The organism is Pseudomonas sp. AU12215 (assembly GCF_001675465.2).
GTDB classification, from domain to species: domain Bacteria; phylum Pseudomonadota; class Gammaproteobacteria; order Pseudomonadales; family Pseudomonadaceae; genus Pseudomonas; species Pseudomonas nitroreducens.
In genome coordinates, this window is the sequence record NZ_MACM02000189.1 from 24,326 (window position 1) to 41,452 (window position 17,127).

The following is a 17,127-nucleotide window of genomic DNA, read 5'->3' on the forward strand; positions in this document are numbered from 1 at the left end:
GCTCAGCCCTCCAGCGCCTGGGCCAGCTTGCCGTGCAGGCCGCCGAAGCCGCCGTTGCTCATGACCACCACCTGGGTGCCCGGCGTGGCGATGGCCTTCACGCCCTCGATGATGGCCTCCAGCGAATCGCACACTTGCGTGGGCACGGTGGAGCCGGCCACGGTGGCGGCCAGGTCCCAGCCGAGGTTCGGCGGGGCGTACCAGAACACGTTGTCGGCCTGCACCACGGACTCCGGCAGGCCGTCGCGGTGGGCGCCGAGCTTCATGGAGTTGGAGCGCGGCTCGACCACGGCAATGACCTTGGCATCACCGACGCGCTTGCGCAGGCCATCGAGGGTGGTGGCGATGGCGGTCGGGTGGTGGGCGAAGTCGTCGTAGATAGTCACGCCGTTGACCTCGGCGACCTTCTCCATGCGCCGCTTGACGCTCTTGAAGGCCGACAGCGCAGCACAGCCCAGCTCCGGCACCACACCGACATGACGGGCCGCCGCGAGGCAGGCCAGCGCGTTGGCGACGTTATGCTGGCCAGTCAGTTCCCAGTCCACGGTGCCCTGGGGTTTGCCGTCGAACAGGACTTCGAAGTGCGAGCCGTCTTCGCTGAGCAGGCGCGCCTGCCACTGGCCGCCTTCGCCGGTGGTCTGCACCGGCGTCCAGCAACCCATGTCGATCACCCGCTTGAGCGCGGTTTCGGAGGTGGGATGGATCACCAGTCCTTCACCGGGAATGGTCCGCAACAGGTGGTGGAACTGCCGCTCGATGGCGGCGAGGTCGGGGAAGATGTCCGCGTGGTCGAATTCCAGGTTGTTCAGGATCGCCGTGCGCGGGTGGTAGTGGACGAACTTCGAGCGCTTGTCGAAGAAGGCGCTGTCGTACTCGTCGGCCTCGACCACGAAGAACGGCGTGCCGCCCAGGCGCGCGGAGACGCCGAAGTTCTGCGGCACACCGCCGATCAGGAAGCCCGGGCTCATGCCCGCATGTTCCAGCACCCAGGCCAGCATGCTGCTGGTGGTGGTCTTGCCGTGAGTGCCGGCGGCGGCCAGGACCCAGCGGCCCTGCAGCACGTGGTCGGCCAGCCACTGCGGGCCGGAGACGTAGGGCAGGCCCTTGTTCAGCACGTATTCCACGGCGGGGTTGCCGCGCGACAGCGCGTTGCCGACCACCACCAGGTCCGGAGCCGGCTCCAGGTGCGCGGGGTCGTAGCCCTGCATCAGCTCGATGCCCTGGGCTTGCAGCTGGGTGCTCATGGGCGGGTAGACGTTGGCGTCGGAACCGGTCACGCGGTGGCCCAGCTCCTTGGCCAGGACGGCCAGCGAGCCCATGAAGGTGCCGCAGATGCCGAGGATGTGGATATGCATGCAGACTCCTGCAATCAAGCCTTTCCAGGCGCTTCGAATGGGCGGCAGAGTAGCACAGCGCGCCCCCGCGCGGCCCGCCGCCGGGGCATCAGACGACGAGGTGGGGAGGCGGTTCCCGGTGAGCAGCGAAAGCCGTCACAGGCGAGGACCGCAGGATGGGTGGAGCGAAGCGATACCCATGCTGTTTCGGCCGCGCTGCCTTGATGGGTATCGCTGCGCTTCACGCCATCCTACGAAAGAGTTCTCCGGTTCAGGCCGTGGCGATTGAGCTTGCGGTACAGCGTGTTACGGCTGATGCCCAACTGCTGCGCGGCGCGGCTGACGTGCCAGCGCTGCGCTTCCAGCACTGCCAGCAGTGCGTCGCGCTCGGCGGCGCCGAGGGTGTCGCCGCCCTCCTCGCTCACCGGTACCACAACAGGAACGGGAGCCGAAGTACGTCGCAGGTCCGGCGGCAAGTCGGTCATATGGATGCGTCCGCCCTCGCACAGCGCACAGAGCGTGCGCAGCACGTTGCGCAGCTGGCGCACGTTGCCCGGCCAGGGGAAATCGAGCAGGTGCCGGCGCACGTCGTCGTCCAGTCGCACCGAGCGGCCCTTGCTCTCCTCGGCCAGCAGGTGATCGAGCAACGCACCACGGTCTTCGCGCTCGCGCAGCGGCGGCAATGCGACGACCAAACCATTGAGGCGATAGTAGAGGTCTTCACGGAACTGCCCGGCGGCCACCAGCGCTTCCAGGTCACGGTGGCTGGCGCTGATCAGGCGGATGTCGACGTCCAGCGGCTCGCCGCCGATGGGCACTACCTGGCGCTCCTCCAGCACGCGCAGCAGGCGCGTCTGCAACGCCAGCGGCATGTCACCGATCTCGTCGAGGAACAGCGTGCCGCCGTCGGCCTGCTGCAACTTGCCGCGCATGCCTTCCTTGCGCGCGCCGGTGAAGCTGCCGCCGCGGTAGCCGAACAGCTCGCTCTCGATCAGGGTCTCGGGGATCGCCGCGCAGTTCAGCGCGACGAAAGCCTTGCCGGCACGTTCGCCACCCAGGTGCACGGCGCGGGCGAAAGCTTCCTTGCCGGTGCCGGTCTCGCCCTGCAGTAACAGCGGCACGTCGTGGGCGTAGACCTTCAGCGCCCGGCGGAAATCATGGGCCAGTTGCGGATCGTCGATGCACAGCCCTTTCGCCAGCGGCGCACGCGGCAGCACCGGCGCGGCGGCGATGGGGCGCCGGCCGCGCAGCAGCGCATAGAGAGTGCGCCCGGCGTGGGTGCGCAACGGCCAACTGGCATTGGGCTGCGGGTCGGCGCGGCTGAACAGGTCGTCCAGCCGACAATCGAAGAAGTGTTCCAGCGAGCGGCCGATCAGGCTGTCCCGGCGGCTGCCGAGCAGGTTGATCGCGCTCTGGTTCGCCGCGCGGATTCGCCCGTCAGCGCCGAAAGCCAGCAGGCCTTCGCTGAACAGGCCGAGGCCGTCCGGCTGCAGGTGGAAGCGCAGCAGCCACTGGTCCTCGAAATGCCGCAGGAAGTAGCAGCTCTCGATGGCCTTGGCCGACAGGTTGACCAGCGCCATGGTGTGGAACTGGCTCTGCCGCGACACGTCGCGGCGCGCGGAGGACACGTCGAGCACCGCCAGCAGCTCGCCCTGCGGGTCGAACACCGGGCTGGCCGAGCAGGTCAGCCCGGTGTGGCGGCTGCGGAAATGTTCGTCCTGGTGAATGGTCAGCGCCTGACGCTCTACCAGGCAGGTCCCGATACCGTTGGTGCCCTCGCGCGCTTCGCTCCAGTCGGCGCCGAGCCACAGCCCGGCCTGCTCGAACGTGCGGCGCTCGGCGGCTTCGCTCACGCAATTGAGAATGACGCCACGGGAATCGGTGAGCAGCACCGCATGGCCGGCGCCGGAGAGCTGCTGGTGCAGGCTGTTCATCTCGCCGCTGGCGATTTCCAGCACCTGGCGATGGTGCTCGCGGACTTCGAGCATGCGCGCATGTTCCAGCACCGTCGGCGCCATGGGTTGCGCCGGGTCGAGGTGGTACTGCTCCAGGCAGCGCATCCAGGAGCGGGCGATCGATGGGTCCGCACCGGGCGCTCCGGCGCGGGCCTTGCCCTCGGCCACGGTCATGACCTGGCGGGCGTGGCGGCTCAAATCGTTGGCGCGCATTCTTGTTGTTCTCCGCTTGGGGGACGGGGAGGCAGCCCCGGATTCCAGCGACTGTTTGTCAGACAATTCGGCGGAACGCAGAACAGCATCCCCCACGCGTCAAACCAATGCAACGCCTGTCCGACCGTCAGGTCACGACTGTCACGAATACGGGACAAAGTGTCACCCTGCCGTGTGCCAGGGGCGTTACAGGGCGATTTCCGGCGCCCGGCTCGATTCGCCGCAACCCAAGCGGCGCGGGGCTTTCACTGGCATGGCCCGGCCCTTGCTCTACGCTTGATCAACGTCCTCCCCAACAAGCACAAGACCCAGGAGATCCGACCATGCGTTATGCCCATCCCGGTAGCGAAGGCGCCATCGTTTCGTTCAAGGCGCGCTACGGCAACTACATCGGCGGCGAATTCGTCCCGCCGGTGAAGGGTCAGTACTTCACCAACACCTCGCCGGTGAATGGCCAGCCCATCGCCGAATTCCCCCGCTCCACCGCCGAGGATATCGACAAGGCGCTGGACGCCGCCCATGCCGCCGCCGACGCCTGGGGCCGCACCTCGGTGCAGGACCGCTCGCTGGTGTTGCTGAAGATCGCCGACCGCATCGAACAGAACCTGGAACTGCTGGCTGTCACCGAGACCTGGGACAACGGCAAGCCGGTGCGCGAAACCCTGAACGCCGACATCCCGCTGGCCGCCGACCACTTCCGCTACTWCGCCGGCTGCATCCGCGCGCAGGAAGGCRGCGCCGCCGAGATCAACGASARCACCGTCGCSTACCACATCCAYGAACCGCTGGGCGTGGTCGGGCAGATCATCCCGTGGAACTTCCCGCTGCTGATGGCCGCGTGGAAGCTCGCCCCGGCGCTGGCCGCCGGCAACTGCATCGTGCTCAAGCCGGCCGAGCAGACCCCGCTGGGCATCTGCGTGCTGATGGAGCTGATCGGCGACCTGCTGCCCAAGGGCGTGCTCAACGTCGTCCAGGGCTTCGGCAAGGAGGCTGGTGAAGCGCTGGCCACCAGCAAGCGCATCGCCAAGATCGCCTTCACCGGCTCGACCCCGGTGGGCTCGCACATCCTCAAGTGCGCCGCCGAGAACATCATTCCGTCCACCGTGGAGTTGGGCGGCAAGAGCCCCAACATCTACTTCGAAGACATCATGCAGGCCGAGCCGACCTTCATCGAGAAGGCTGCCGAGGGCCTGGTGCTGGCCTTCTTCAACCAGGGCGAGGTGTGCACCTGCCCGTCCCGCGCACTGGTGCAGGAATCCATCTACCCGCAGTTCATGGACGTGGTGATGAAGAAAGTGAAGGCGATCAAGCGCGGCGACCCGCTGGACACCGACACCATGGTCGGCGCCCAGGCCTCGCAGCAGCAGTACGAGAAGATTCTCTCCTACCTCGACATCGCCCAGCAGGAAGGCGCACAGATCCTGGTCGGCGGCTCGGTCGAGAAGCTCGATGGCAACCTGTCCACCGGCTATTACATCCAGCCGACGCTGCTCAAGGGCAGCAACAAGATGCGCGTGTTCCAGGAAGAAATCTTCGGGCCGGTGGTGGGCGTCACCACCTTCAAGGACGAAGCCGAAGCACTGGCCATCGCCAACGACACCGAGTACGGCCTCGGCGCCGGCGTCTGGACCCGCGACATCAACCGCGCCTACCGCATGGGTCGTGGCATCAAGGCTGGCCGCGTATGGACCAACTGCTACCACCTGTACCCGGCGCACGCCGCCTTCGGTGGCTACAAGAAATCCGGCGTGGGCCGCGAGACCCACAAGATGATGCTCGACCACTACCAGCAGACCAAGAACCTGCTGGTCAGCTACGACATCAACCCGCTGGGCTTCTTCTGATTGCGCGCTGCTGATTGACCCCGCCCGGCTCGCCGGGCGGTCTCCCCCGAATCGATCTTTGCGCGGCTTTCGAGCCGCGCTTTTTTATTCCTGAGGGAAATCTGTGGCTGATCATCGCAGACGGTGCCCGCTCCAGAGCAGGATGCTGAACCTGCAAGAACAACGATCTCCTTCTGGTTAGTCCGAGTGAACACCTCCCCCTCACCCCAACCCTCTCCCTCAGGGAGAGGGGGCAGCTCGAGTCGACTGACGCTATGGTTTCATCCTGCTCCGAACGGTCCCCTCTCCCCCTGGGAGAGGGTTAGGGTGAGGGTAATCCCGAGCGCAGATTTCACCTCTAGAGCGGGGAATATCAGCCCACATCACTCCGCCACTGCCGAGGACTCACGCCGAACCAGCGGCGAAAGGCGCGGGAGAAGGCACTGGTCTCGGAATAACCCAGCAACGGAGCCAACTCGGAAATCGGTCGCTGCGGCTGACGAAGGTAATGCAGTGCCAATTCGCGGCGGGTGTTTTCCACCAGTTGGCTGAAGCTCAGCCCAGCCTCGCGCAGGCGGCGCTGCAGGCCGGCGCTGGTGAGTTCCAGTTGCTCGGCGATCAGTTCCAGCGAAGGCTCGCCATCGGCCAGCGCCAGGCGAATCTGCGTGCTGGCGTCCTCGACCAGGTTGGGCGCGCCACTTTGTTCGCCCAGACGACGAATCACGTCCTGCACCAGGAACAACAAGTTGGCATCGCGCTCGGGCATCTGCTGGCCGTAAAGATCGCGCTTGGGAATCAGCATCGAGTTGCAGCCGCGCTGGAACAGCACCGGCGCGTCGAACACCCGGCCATGTTCCTGCCAACCCTCCGGCCGCGCGTGCTCAAAGCTCACCGCACGGGGCGCCCACTCGGGGCCGAGCGCATGGCGCATCAGATTCAGCGCCATGCCCAGGGTCAGCTCGGCGTCCTGGCGGCGGTCGAGGATCGCGCCGTGGCGGACCTGGTAGTCGAAGCGGTAGCACTCACCGCAATCCACCAGGCGGATCAGGGTGTCGTGCTGGTGATAGGGAAAGGCGGCGGCGAAGTTCTTCAGCGCGTCTTCCAGCGTCTCGGAACACAGCCCGACGTAGCCCAGCAGGCCCAGTTCGCGCGGGCGGAACTGCTCGCCGTAGCGCAGCCCGAAGTTGTCACAGCCCGACTGTCGCGCGGCTTCTTCCAGCACCTGGCAATAGTTGGTCAGCGCCAGGCTCAGGGTGGGATGCAGCAGGCGTTCCGGGTCAATGCCGGCGCGGCCGAAGACACGGTCGATATCACCGCCCTGGTCGCCGATGAAACGACCCAGGCCGCTGGCGGCAGCAGACAGCACGCCGATATTGCTGGCCAGGGGCAGGCTAAGGCCGGACGGAGAAAACAGAGGCTGGCTCATGTCGGTTACCGATCTTGTTTTGAGACGCGCAAGGCACATGTCTCCCGGAAAGTAGGGAACGAATAAACAAAGCAATTCCCGTGCCTCGCCATGCATTACCGATCAGCCGGACACGGCGCCACGCCTGGCCTGCAGCTGCCACCGCAGAGGGCAGATGCGAGGAATTGGGCACCAGAAACGGGCACCGGGCGCCGTGTGGGGCAATGGGTAACAGCCAGTTGACCCTGCGCGGCGAAAGCCGATTCCAGCGGTCAAGTCTTGCGCGGCAGTGCGCCACTACCATCGAGGCTCAGGTATCCGTCCACGCCCCTGCGGCCCGCCATCTGCGGCCTACCCCTTGCGGAGAGAGGAACAACAACAATGAGCGCATCACAACTCAAACCAACGCTGGGCACCCTGCACCTCTGGGGGCTCGCCGTGGGCCTGGTGATCTCCGGCGAGTACTTCGGCTGGAGCTACGGCTGGGCCGCCGCCGGCACCCTGGGCTTCCTCGTCACCACGCTGATGGTCGCGGTGATGTACACCTGCTTCATCTTCAGCTACACCGAGCTGACCACCGCCATCCCCCACGCTGGCGGGCCGTTCGCCTACAGCCTGCGGGCGTTCGGCAAGACCGGCGGAATGATCGCCGGCATCGCCACCCTGATCGAATTCGTCTTCGCCCCGCCGGCCATCGCCATGGCCATCGGCGCCTACCTCAACGTGCAGTTCCCCGGCCTCGATCCGAAGTGGGCCGCGACCGGCGCCTACGTGATCTTCATGACCCTGAACATCCTCGGCGTGAGCATCGCCGCCACCTTCGAACTGGTGGTGACAGTGCTGGCAGTGGCCGAGCTGCTGGTGTTCATGGGCGTGGTGGCGCCGGGCTTCAGCTTCAGCAACTTCGTGCTCAACGGCTGGGCCGGCTCGGACGTGTTCGGCGCCCCGGCCATGGCCGGCATCTTCGCCGCCATCCCGTTCGCCATCTGGTTCTTCCTCGCCATCGAGGGCGCGGCCATGGCTGCCGAAGAGGCGAAAGACCCGAAACGCACCATCCCGCGCGCCTACATCGCCGGCATCCTGACCCTGGTGACGCTGGCCATCGGCGTGATGATCTTCGCCGGCGGCGTGGGCGACTGGCGCGCCCTATCGAACATCAACGACCCGCTGCCGCAGGCGATGAAGGCTGTGGTCGGCAACAACTCCACCTGGATGCACATGCTGGTGTGGATCGGCCTGTTCGGCCTGGTGGCGAGCTTCCACGGCATCATCCTCGGTTACTCGCGGCAGTTCTTCGCCCTGGCTCGCGCGGGCTTCCTGCCACGTAGTCTGGCCAAACTCTCGCGCTTCCAGACCCCGCACCGCGCCATCCTCGCTGGCGGTGTCGTGGGTATCGCAGCGATCTTCAGCGACAGCCTGATCAGCCTGCAGGGCATGACCCTGACCGCGGCGATGATCACCATGAGYGTGTTCGGCGCCATCGTCATGTACATCATGAGCATGYTCAGCCTGTTCAAGCTGCGCCGCAGCGAGCCGGACCTGGAGCGCAGCTTCCGCGCGCCGGGCTACCCGGTGGTCCCGGCCATCGCCCTGGTGCTGGCGCTGGTCTGCCTGGCCGCGATGCTATGGTTCAATAGCGTCATCGCCTCAGTGTTCCTGGTGCTGATGATCGGCGGCTGCTCCTGCTGCAGCATCGTCATCAGCCTCAACCGCGGCACCGAAGCATCCTTCGCCAGCCAGGGCTGAGAGAGGTCAGCATGTCCGGATTCGCCCACAGCATCGGTGGCCAGACCTGGCGCTTCGACAGCCTGCGCGAGGTGATGGCCAAGGCCAGCCCGGCGCGCTCCGGCGACCGCCTCGCCGGGGTCGCCGCCGGCAGCGACGCCGAGCGCGTGGCCGCGCAGATGGCGCTGGCCGATATCCCGCTCAAGTACTTCCTCGACGAGGCGCTGATCCCCTACGAGAGCGACGAGGTCACCCGGCTGATCATCGACAGCCATGATCGCGAAGCCTTCGCCCCGGTCAGCCACCTCACGGTCGGCGGCCTGCGCGACTGGCTGCTCGGCGATGCCGCCGACGAAACCAGCCTGCGCGCCCTGGCGCCGGGGCTGACGCCGGAAATGGCAGCCGCGGTATCGAAGATCATGCGCGTGCAGGATCTGGTACTGGTGGCGCAGAAAATCCGCGTGGTCACCCGTTTCCGCAACACCATGGGGCTGCGCGGGCGCATGTCGACGCGGCTGCAACCCAATCACCCCACGGATGACCCGGCGGGCATCGCCGCCAGCGTGCTCGACGGCCTGCTCTACGGCAACGGCGATGCCATGCTCGGCATCAACCCGGCCACCGACAGCCTGCAGTCGATCTGCACGCTGCTGGAGATGCTCGACGCGATCATCCAGCGCTACGAGATTCCCACCCAGTCCTGCGTGCTCACCCACGTCACCAGTTCCATCGAGGCGATCAACCGTGGCGCGCCGCTGGACCTGGTGTTCCAGTCCATCGCCGGTACCGAAGCGGCCAACGCCAGCTTCGGCGTGAGCCTGTCGATCCTCCAGGAAGGCTACGAGGCCGGGCTGTCGCAGAAGCGCGGCACCCTGGGCGACAACCTGATGTACTTCGAGACCGGCCAGGGCAGCGCGCTGTCGGCCAACGCCCACCACGGCGTCGACCAGCAGACCTGCGAGACCCGCGCCTACGCGGTGGCGCGGCACTTCAAGCCGTTCCTGGTGAACACCGTGGTCGGCTTCATCGGCCCGGAGTACCTGTACAACGGCAAGCAGATCATCCGCGCGGGCCTGGAAGACCACTTCTGCGCCAAGCTGCTCGGCGTGCCCATGGGCTGCGACATCTGCTACACCAACCACGCCGAGGCCGACCAGGACGACATGGATATGCTCCTGACCCTGCTGGGCGTGGCCGGGATCAACTTCATCATGGGCATCCCCGGTTCCGACGATGTGATGCTCAACTACCAGACCACCTCCTTCCACGACGCGCTCTACGCGCGCCAGACGCTGGGCCTGCGGCCGGCGCCGGAGTTCGAGGCGTGGCTTGCGCGCATGGAAATCCTCCGCCAGCAGGACGGCCGCGTGCACATGGCCAGCCAGCTTCCCGGCGCCTTCCGCCATGCGCTCGCGCAACTGTCCTGAGGACATCGCTTGAGGAGTCTTCGATGAGCGACAGCTTCACCCCCAACCCCTGGCAGGAGTTGCGCCGCCTGACTTCCGCGCGCATCGCCCTGGGCCGCGCCGGCACCAGCCTGCCGACCAGTGCGCAGCTGGATTTCCAGTTCGCCCATGCCCAGGCGCGCGACGCCGTGCACCTGCCGTTCGACCGCGACGGGCTCGCCGCGCAACTGTCTGAACGCGGTCGCGAGACGTTGCTGCTGCACAGCGCCGCCGCCGACCGCGACACCTATCTGCAACGCCCCGATCTCGGCCGCCGCCTGAACGAAGATTCGGCAGCGATCCTGCGCCGCCATGCCGAGCGCCATCCACAAGGCTACGACCTCGCCGTGGTGATCGCCGACGGGCTTTCCTCGCTGGCCGTGCAGCGCCACAGCCTACCCTTCCTCGAACGCATGGAAGAACAGGCGCGCAATGAAGGCTGGAGCCTGTCGCCGGTCGCCCTGGTACAACAGGGCCGGGTCGCCGTCGCCGATGAAGTGGCCGAGTTGCTGCGGGCGAAGATGGTGGTGATCCTGATCGGCGAGCGCCCCGGCCTGTCTTCACCGGACAGCCTCGGCCTGTACTTCACCTGGGCGCCGAAGGTCGGCCTGAACGACGCCTACCGCAACTGCATCTCCAACGTGCGCCTGGAGGGTTTGAGCTACGGCCTGGCCACGCACCGCCTGCTCTACCTGATGCGCGAGGCGTGCCGCCGGCAGCTGTCGGGAGTGAACCTGAAGGACGAGGCGCAGCTACCTGCGCTGGAAGGAGACGACGGGCCGTCACGGGGTAATTTCCTGCTCGGTGGCTGAGCAGGAAGGCCCTGCCGTGAACGCGACCACATGCCGCGCAGGTGATCGCCGTCTTTAAGAATCGTCTTAAATCGCCCCTCCCGCTCATCGCGATAAAAACCTCGCCATCAAGGACCGTGCACTGGCACGGAAGGCTGCGCCGCCCGGCGCACCCCAGTCGATGGCGAGAACATGGATTCACCCCGTAGCGCTACCTTCACCCGGCTTGCGAGCCAACGCGGCATCACCCTGGTCGAGACCCTGGTGACCATCGCGATCCTGGCGATCCTGCTGGGTATCGCAGTGCCCTCCTTCGACCTGCTGATCAACCGCAACCGCGCCCAGAGCGGCGGCAAGCAACTGATCGGCCTGCTGCAATATGCCCGCGCGCAGGCGCAGATCAGCCACCAGGAAATCAGTGTCACACCGCAGGCATCCGGTGACTGGGCTTCGATGCTGGTGGTGTCCCAGCGGCGTGGCGGCGACCTGGCTGGCAGCCAGGCCATCGAACTGCGCCGCACCCAGCTGGACGACTCGGCCAAGGTGCAGGTCCAGACCAGCACCAGCGCCGCAAGGGTAGTCTTCGACGGCAACGGTATCGCCGAATCCGGCCTCGACTACCCGCTGGTCTTCACCCTCGTGTCCGGCAGCTACAGCAGCCAGGTCTGCCTGCAACGCAGCGGAGCGGCATGGGTATGCGAATGAGGCCGATGCCCAGCGAGCGGGGCTTCTACCTGATCGAGGTCATGGTCGCGGTGATGCTCACCAGCGTTGGGCTGCTGGGCATGCTGGCCCTGCAGGCGCGCAGCATCAGCTACGCCCACGACAGCCAGCAGCGGCAGAACGCGATCCTTCTGGCCGCCGATCTCGCCCGCAGCATGCAGGCCAACCGCGAGGGGCTGGTCCGTGAGGGCAAGCTCAGGGACGATGCGGCATTCCTGGTGGCCAAGGGCAGCGCGTTCCCCAGCCTGGGCAGCGGTGCGTCCTGCGTCACCAGCGGGCTCGGCGCGAGCGACAGGATCCGTCGCGAGCTGGCCTGCTGGACGGCGCAGGTGCAGCGCCGACTCGTCACCGACGACGAACTGCTCAAGGACTCCACCTTCATCTGCGCCACCCGCGACGGTAAATCCTGCGCCAGCGGTTCGAAACAGCCCCTGCTGCTGATCCAGCTGGCCTGGCACAGCCGCAACTGCCGCAACGGCAGCCCGACCGTTGCCGAGGACGCCGACTCCGCCTGCCTGAGTGCGGACGCTGACGGTGGCGTCGAGCGCTATCGACTGAGTTTCCAGCCATGAACGCCAGCACACAGAAAGGCCTGTCACTGATCGAGCTCATGGTCGCGCTGGCGCTCGGCACCCTGGTGCTGTTCACCGTGCTGCAGATCTACCTGTCGGGCAGCGACCACGCTGCCTTCAACAATGCCCAGCAACAGAACCAAAGCCGCGCGCGCTTCCTCCTCGACCTGCTGCAGAACGAGGCCGGGCATGCCGGTTACGTCGCCTGGCAACGCCATGCCGTGGCCCAGGACGCCACGCAATTCGACTTCATCCTCGACCGCGACGGCCCCTTCCCTTCGCTGACCGACAGCCGTACCGGCTGCAGCTTTGGCGCTGGCAAGGTCAGTTCCGTCGACGCCAACGGCAAGGGCCTGTGTCTGCGCTACCAGCGTTCGCAGCGGGTCGACGCACAGTTCCAGCAGGACTGCAGTGGCGGCGCCCTTTACAGCGATACCGACAGCGGCACGCCGCTGGTACTGGTAAGCCACCTGTACTTCTCGAACGGCGAGCTGCGCTGCAAGACCAACAACAGCGCTTCCGCCGGCGAGGCGGTGCTCGCCACGGGCATCCACGACCTGCGTTTCCTCGCCGCCTCGGTCAACCAGGTCCGCGTCGGCCTGGTGCTGACTTCGACCCGCCCGCTGCTGCCGGAGAACTGCACCTATCCCGACCCGCTCGGCGACCAGCAGAAGGACACCGGTACGCGCGGGCTGTGCGGCGCCTTCGCGCAGACGCTCTACCTGAGGAACCAGCCATGACCCGGCAACGCGGCCAGACCCTGCTGATCGCCCTGATCCTGCTGCTCGGCCTGAGCATCCTGACCCTGGGCAATCTGCGCAACGGCCTGCTACTGGACAACAGCCTCGCCGACGCCCGCGACTATCAGGCGGCGCTGGGCGGCGCCACCTCGGCCATCAACGAGGCGCTGTACCGCAGTCGACATAGCCCGAGCATGGCGGTGGGCACCGTCGACGACTGCATCGATACCGCGCAGGACCAGCAGCAGGTGCTGCTCTGCGACCGTCTCTGGCTGAACCCTTCCGACCCGGCCAGCAGCGCCCTCATCACGAAAGCGCGCACCTACCGCGGCAACGACCTCGCCAGTCCGGGCGAGCTGGATGAACTCAGCCGCGCGCCACGCTGGTATGTGGCCGCCCAGTGCGAAAGCCGCTCCTCCAGCGCCATGGCCGACTGCCTGGCCGGCAGCGGCACCCTGCTGCTGCAGGTGAACGCCCTTGCCACCGGCATCACCGACCAGGCCCAGGTACGCCTGCAGGAGTACGCCCGTGTGCAACGCTGAAACCCTCCTGCGTGGCGCACTGCTGGGAGCCGCTGTGCTCGCCGGCGGCAACGCTGCGGCCGCCACGCCGAGCCAGGCACCGCTGTTCCTGGTCGAGGGCGTCTCGCCGAACCTGATCGTCACCCTCGACGACTCCGGCAGCATGACCAGCGCCTACACGCCCGACGGCATGAGTTCCTACACCATCGCCAACCGCTCCGCGTCGTACAACCCGATGTACTACAACCCGGCGATCACCTACGAAGCGCCGTGGAAGGTCACCTTCAGCGGTGGGCGCCTCATCAGCGAGCGCTACACCACCCAGTTCGACAAGGCGTACTACGACGGCTTCCTCACCCTCCAGACCGGGACGTTGGACCTGAACAGGTACACCGGCAACGGCTACGGGCAGAACTCGATCCAGGCTGTCAACACCACCGACAGCTACAAGCAATACGCCCACTACTACCAGTTCGACGCCGCCTGTCCGCATGCCCGCAACGTTGCCACCAATGCGCTCAGCGCCGTACAGAACTGCGCAACCGGCTACTCGTACACCAATGCAAACGCCTGCACCAAGAGCTGCTTCGCGCCTCGCTGGGTCACGACGGCAGAGGAAAAACAGAACTACGCCAACTGGTTTTCCTTCTACCGTACTCGCCAGCTCGCGACGCGCACCGCCGCCAACCTGGCATTGTTCGAGCTGCCCGATCATATCCGCGTGACCTGGCAGGGGCTGAACAGCTGCTACAACACCAACTTCAACCTGTCCTCCACAACCTGCGGCAACCAGACCCTGGCGGCCTTCGCCGACCAGCACAAGGCTGACTTCTTCACCTTCACCAGCCGCCTGGTCGCCAGTGGCGGTACCCCGCTGGGCGCCGCGCAGAACCGGGTCAACAGCTACCTCTCCAGCACGTCCGCGTACAACCCCTATGCTCGCGCGCCGGGCGCCACGCGCGACGTGAAGACCGAGTACGCCTGCCGCCCCACCTACCACCTGCTGATGACCGATGGCTTCGGTGACGGCTCCGGTGGCAACAATGCCGACGGCACCACGCGCACCCTGCCCGACGGAAAGGCCTTCGCCGCCAGCGCGCCTTTCTACGACAAGTGGTCCAATACCCTGGCCGACAACATCTTCCTCGGTTGGGCGACCGATGCGCGCGCCGACCTGGAGAACAAGGTCCCGCCGCGCTACCGCGACGGCAACGACTACTGGAATCCGAAGAACGATCCGGCCACCTGGCAGCACGTCACCACCTACACCGTGGGATTGGGCCTCGGCCCGACACTGAAGTACCTGCAGTGGGGAGGTGACACCTACTCGGGTTCCTACCCGCAACTGCTCGATGGCAGCAAGAGCTGGCCCAACCCCAGCGGCAGCACGGTGCTGGACGGCATGACGGTAACCGCCAACGAAGGCAAGGTGGCGGCGCTCTGGCATGGTGCGCTGAACGCCCGTGGCGAGTTCTTCAGCGCCGACTCCACCAGCGAACTGGTACAGGCCTTCCAGGCCATCGTCAGCAGCATTTCCACCAACCAGCTGGCGGTCGCCGCGGCAGGCGCCAGCTCGACCTCGCTGAGCACCGACACCTACCTCTACCGCGCCAGCTACCAGCCCAACGACTGGAGCGGCGACATCCTGCAATACCGCCTCGATGCCGACGGCAACGCCCAGGCCAATACCGCGCTGTCCTTCCGCAACCAGCTCGACCAGCGCTCGCCTGGGAGCCGCAACCTCTACTTCAACTCACGCCCCGACCGTCCAAGTGGGAGCCTCCAGGCCTTCGCCTGGGACAATCTCGCGACCTCACAGCAGGACCTGCTCGACAAGGCGCCCGGCACCCAGACTCGCGACCATCTCGGCCAGCGTCGCCTTGCCTGGCTGCGTGGCGACCGCAGTGACGAAGACGCCACGTTCCGTGCGCGCAACCATCTGCTCGGCGACATCATCTACTCCTCGCCGGTCGTAGTCGGCGCCCCCTCCAGCGTCACCTACTACCTGGAGAAAGCCGCCCGCACCACGGGCTACGAAACCTTCCGTCAGGACCACGCGGACCGCGAACGGCGCATTTACGTCGGTGCCAACGACGGCATGCTGCATGCCTTCGACGAAACGGGCCGGGAACGCTGGGCCTTCATCCCTGCCGCCGTGGTCGACAAGCTCAACTACCTGCCGGCGAAAAACTACGCGGGGCGCTCGGAGGAGGAGAACACCAACAACCTGCACCGCTTCTTCGTCGACGGCACTGCCGTCACCCAGGATGTCTATTTCGACGGTGCCTGGCGCACTGTCCTGGTGATGGCGCCGGGACGCGGCGGGCGCGGGCTGTTCGCCCTGGACATCACCGATCCGGACTCGCCCGCGCTGCTCTGGGAGCACACCGCCCGCGCAACCAGCCGCGACGGCAAGACCATCGACTTCGGCTACCTGCTGGAGCGCCCGGTCATCACCTCCTTCGATGGCGAGCCCTACATCCTCACTGGCAATGGCTACGACGCGGGCAAGGGCTATTCGCTGTCGATCCGCCTGGCCGACGGCCGGATCGACGCCGCCAGCCACGCCACCGGCGGCGACGGTGACGTCGCCAGCACGGTCGCCTGGACCCAGGCCGCCAGCCCCGGGGAACTCGCCCAGCGCTATTACGGCAGCCTTCAGGGCAACCTGTATCGCCAAGGCGGCATCGATGCCAAGGCAAGCCTGCTGGCCAGCCTCGCCAGCGCACGGGGCCAGGCCGTGAGCGCGGCACCGGAAGTCACCCAGCATCCGCGCGGCGGGCAACTGGTGCTGGCCGGCACGGGCAAGTACTTCGAAGGCAGCGACAAGGAAGGCCCGGCCACCGCGCAATCGCTCTATGGGTTCTGGGACCAGACCGACTACCTCGCCCACGTCGATGGCGCCGGCGATCCCGCCACCCTGACCAGACTGGGCGACCTGCAGAAGCAGACGCTCACCGAGGAAACCGTCAGCCACAGCGGCGGCAGCACCCTGGTCCGGCAACTGAGCAGCGCCAGCGTGAGCTGGGACAGCAGCGGCAAGCGTGGCGTCGGCATCCGAGGCTGGTACTTCGATCTGGCCGACAGCTAGATGATCCTCGACCAGCCCTTCATGCTCGGCGACGTTCTTTTCGTCACCGTCAGCAAGCCCAACGCCGACCCCTGCAGTGCCGGGATCACCTACTGGCTGCTCGCCGTCAACCCGAAGACCGGCGGGGCGCTGAACTTCAACGTCTTCGACCTGGCAGGCGACGGCTCCTTCAGTGAACGCGCCAGCGGCATCCAGATCGAAGGCCCGGTGACACGCATCGGCGGCAACCTCTATACCCCCGACGGCAGCCGCCTGCCCGTGCAGCTCTTCGACCCGGTCAACCAGGGCCGCTTCAACTGGCAGATCCTGAATTTCAACCTGCCCACGGGGTACCCCTGATGTCCATCCGTATGCCCGCGAGCCAGGTGCAAGGCTTCACGCTGATCGAGCTGATGGTAGTGGTCTGCATCCTCGCGCTGCTGGCCGGCATCGCCATCCCCAGCTATCGCCAGTATGTCCTGCGCGCCAATCGCAGCGAGGCCCAGACACTGCTGCGCGACGCTGCTGCGCAGCAGGAGCGCTACCTGGCGCAATACAGCAAGTACACCGATGCCGCGACCCGGCTGGCATTCGGTTACCCGCTGGTCGATGGCAAACGCCTGTCGCCGCACCAGCTTTATGAACTGCAGGCCGAGTTCATCGGCGGCAACACCCGCAGCTACCGCCTGACCGCCCTGCGCCGGGGCGCCCAGGCCGGCGACAGCGAATGCGGCGACTTCACCCTCGACCACCAGGGCCAGCGCGGCACCAGCGCCGGCAGCGTGGATAGCTGCTGGCGCTGATCAAACG

At 66.5% G+C, this 17,127-nt stretch carries 14 protein-coding genes; 11 read left to right on the top strand and 3 right to left on the bottom strand.

Annotated elements, in window-relative coordinates; genetic code table 11:
- Nucleotides 1–2: 2 nt before the first annotated feature.
- Both mpl and A9513_RS33430 read right to left on the bottom strand, forming a co-directional pair.
- Nucleotides 3–1,355, bottom strand: coding sequence for a UDP-N-acetylmuramate:L-alanyl-gamma-D-glutamyl-meso-diaminopimelate ligase (gene mpl, locus A9513_RS33425; RefSeq protein ID WP_065086586.1), 1,353 nt, complete (start codon nucleotides 1,353–1,355; stop codon nucleotides 3–5).
- 230 nt (nucleotides 1,356–1,585) lie between these two features.
- Entirely contained in the window at nucleotides 1,586–3,502 is a 1,917-nt protein-coding gene (locus A9513_RS33430; RefSeq protein WP_065086587.1) for a sigma-54-dependent Fis family transcriptional regulator, read from the bottom strand.
- Nucleotides 3,503–3,825: 323 nt separating this feature from the next.
- Here A9513_RS33430 and A9513_RS33435 point away from each other — a divergent pair, with 323 nt between their 5' ends.
- Nucleotides 3,826–5,346 (top strand): aldehyde dehydrogenase family protein, encoded by a 1,521-nt coding sequence (locus A9513_RS33435; RefSeq protein ID WP_065086588.1) that lies wholly within the window; start codon nucleotides 3,826–3,828, stop codon nucleotides 5,344–5,346.
- A 352-nt stretch (nucleotides 5,347–5,698) separates the two neighbouring features.
- Here A9513_RS33435 and A9513_RS33440 read toward each other — a convergent pair whose 3' ends face one another.
- Complete coding sequence (locus tag A9513_RS33440) at nucleotides 5,699–6,751, bottom strand: AraC family transcriptional regulator (protein ID WP_065086589.1); 1,053 nt, start codon at nucleotides 6,749–6,751, stop codon at nucleotides 5,699–5,701.
- A 360-nt stretch (nucleotides 6,752–7,111) separates the two neighbouring features.
- Between A9513_RS33440 and eat the strand changes: the two genes are divergently transcribed.
- From eat to A9513_RS33490, 10 genes are all read left to right on the top strand, one after another.
- Complete coding sequence (gene eat / locus A9513_RS33445) at nucleotides 7,112–8,476, top strand: ethanolamine permease (RefSeq protein ID WP_065086590.1); 1,365 nt, start codon at nucleotides 7,112–7,114, stop codon at nucleotides 8,474–8,476.
- A gap of 11 nt (nucleotides 8,477–8,487) precedes the next feature.
- Nucleotides 8,488–9,882, top strand: coding sequence for an ethanolamine ammonia-lyase subunit EutB (locus tag A9513_RS33450; RefSeq protein ID WP_065086591.1), 1,395 nt, complete (start codon nucleotides 8,488–8,490; stop codon nucleotides 9,880–9,882).
- A 23-nt stretch (nucleotides 9,883–9,905) separates the two neighbouring features.
- Nucleotides 9,906–10,712: an ethanolamine ammonia-lyase subunit EutC gene (gene eutC, locus A9513_RS33455; protein ID WP_038803598.1), complete on the top strand. Its 807-nt coding sequence runs from the start codon at nucleotides 9,906–9,908 to the stop codon at nucleotides 10,710–10,712.
- Between the two features lie 171 nt (nucleotides 10,713–10,883).
- Nucleotides 10,884–11,396 carry a GspH/FimT family pseudopilin gene (locus A9513_RS33460; RefSeq protein WP_065086592.1) on the top strand — a complete coding sequence of 171 codons (513 nt, stop codon included), beginning with the start codon at nucleotides 10,884–10,886 and terminating at the stop codon, nucleotides 11,394–11,396.
- Nucleotides 11,393–11,986: a type IV pilus modification protein PilV gene (gene pilV / locus A9513_RS33465; protein ID WP_160297874.1), complete on the top strand. Its 594-nt coding sequence runs from the start codon at nucleotides 11,393–11,395 to the stop codon at nucleotides 11,984–11,986. The genes A9513_RS33460 and pilV overlap by 4 nt, the downstream gene beginning before the upstream one ends.
- Nucleotides 11,983–12,726, top strand: coding sequence for a PilW family protein (locus A9513_RS33470; protein WP_065086593.1), 744 nt, complete (start codon nucleotides 11,983–11,985; stop codon nucleotides 12,724–12,726). Before pilV ends, A9513_RS33470 begins: the two co-directional genes overlap by 4 nt.
- Complete coding sequence (locus A9513_RS33475; RefSeq protein ID WP_024764677.1) at nucleotides 12,723–13,268, top strand: hypothetical protein; 546 nt, start codon at nucleotides 12,723–12,725, stop codon at nucleotides 13,266–13,268. The genes A9513_RS33470 and A9513_RS33475 overlap by 4 nt, the downstream gene beginning before the upstream one ends.
- Nucleotides 13,255–16,338 (top strand): pilus assembly protein, encoded by a 3,084-nt coding sequence (locus A9513_RS33480; RefSeq protein WP_065086594.1) that lies wholly within the window; start codon nucleotides 13,255–13,257, stop codon nucleotides 16,336–16,338. Before A9513_RS33475 ends, A9513_RS33480 begins: the two co-directional genes overlap by 14 nt.
- A complete protein-coding gene (locus A9513_RS33485; RefSeq protein WP_065086595.1) occupies nucleotides 16,339–16,677 on the top strand; it encodes a hypothetical protein in 339 nt (112 codons plus the stop codon). It abuts the gene before it with no gap.
- Complete coding sequence (locus A9513_RS33490; RefSeq protein WP_304362958.1) at nucleotides 16,677–17,120, top strand: type IV pilin protein; 444 nt, start codon at nucleotides 16,677–16,679, stop codon at nucleotides 17,118–17,120. The genes A9513_RS33485 and A9513_RS33490 overlap by 1 nt, the downstream gene beginning before the upstream one ends.
- Nucleotides 17,121–17,127: the final 7 nt, after the last annotated feature.

What these genes read in the sequence shown, in the direction of transcription:
- mpl (WP_065086586.1), bottom strand. Translation starts at nt 1,355, where the DNA reads ATGCATATCCACATCCTCGGCATCTGCGGCACCTTCATGGGCTCGCTG.
- A9513_RS33430 (WP_065086587.1), bottom strand. Translation starts at nt 3,502, where the DNA reads ATGCGCGCCAACGATTTGAGCCGCCACGCCCGCCAGGTCATGACCGTG.
- A9513_RS33440 (WP_065086589.1), bottom strand. Translation starts at nt 6,751, where the DNA reads ATGAGCCAGCCTCTGTTTTCTCCGTCCGGCCTTAGCCTGCCCCTGGCC.
- A9513_RS33450 (WP_065086591.1), top strand. Translation starts at nt 8,488, where the DNA reads ATGTCCGGATTCGCCCACAGCATCGGTGGCCAGACCTGGCGCTTCGAC.
- eutC (WP_038803598.1), top strand. Translation starts at nt 9,906, where the DNA reads ATGAGCGACAGCTTCACCCCCAACCCCTGGCAGGAGTTGCGCCGCCTG.
- A9513_RS33460 (WP_065086592.1), top strand. Translation starts at nt 10,884, where the DNA reads ATGGATTCACCCCGTAGCGCTACCTTCACCCGGCTTGCGAGCCAACGC.
- pilV (WP_160297874.1), top strand. Translation starts at nt 11,393, where the DNA reads ATGAGGCCGATGCCCAGCGAGCGGGGCTTCTACCTGATCGAGGTCATG.
- A9513_RS33470 (WP_065086593.1), top strand. Translation starts at nt 11,983, where the DNA reads ATGAACGCCAGCACACAGAAAGGCCTGTCACTGATCGAGCTCATGGTC.
- A9513_RS33475 (WP_024764677.1), top strand. Translation starts at nt 12,723, where the DNA reads ATGACCCGGCAACGCGGCCAGACCCTGCTGATCGCCCTGATCCTGCTG.
- A9513_RS33485 (WP_065086595.1), top strand. Translation starts at nt 16,339, where the DNA reads ATGATCCTCGACCAGCCCTTCATGCTCGGCGACGTTCTTTTCGTCACC.
- A9513_RS33490 (WP_304362958.1), top strand. Translation starts at nt 16,677, where the DNA reads ATGTCCATCCGTATGCCCGCGAGCCAGGTGCAAGGCTTCACGCTGATC.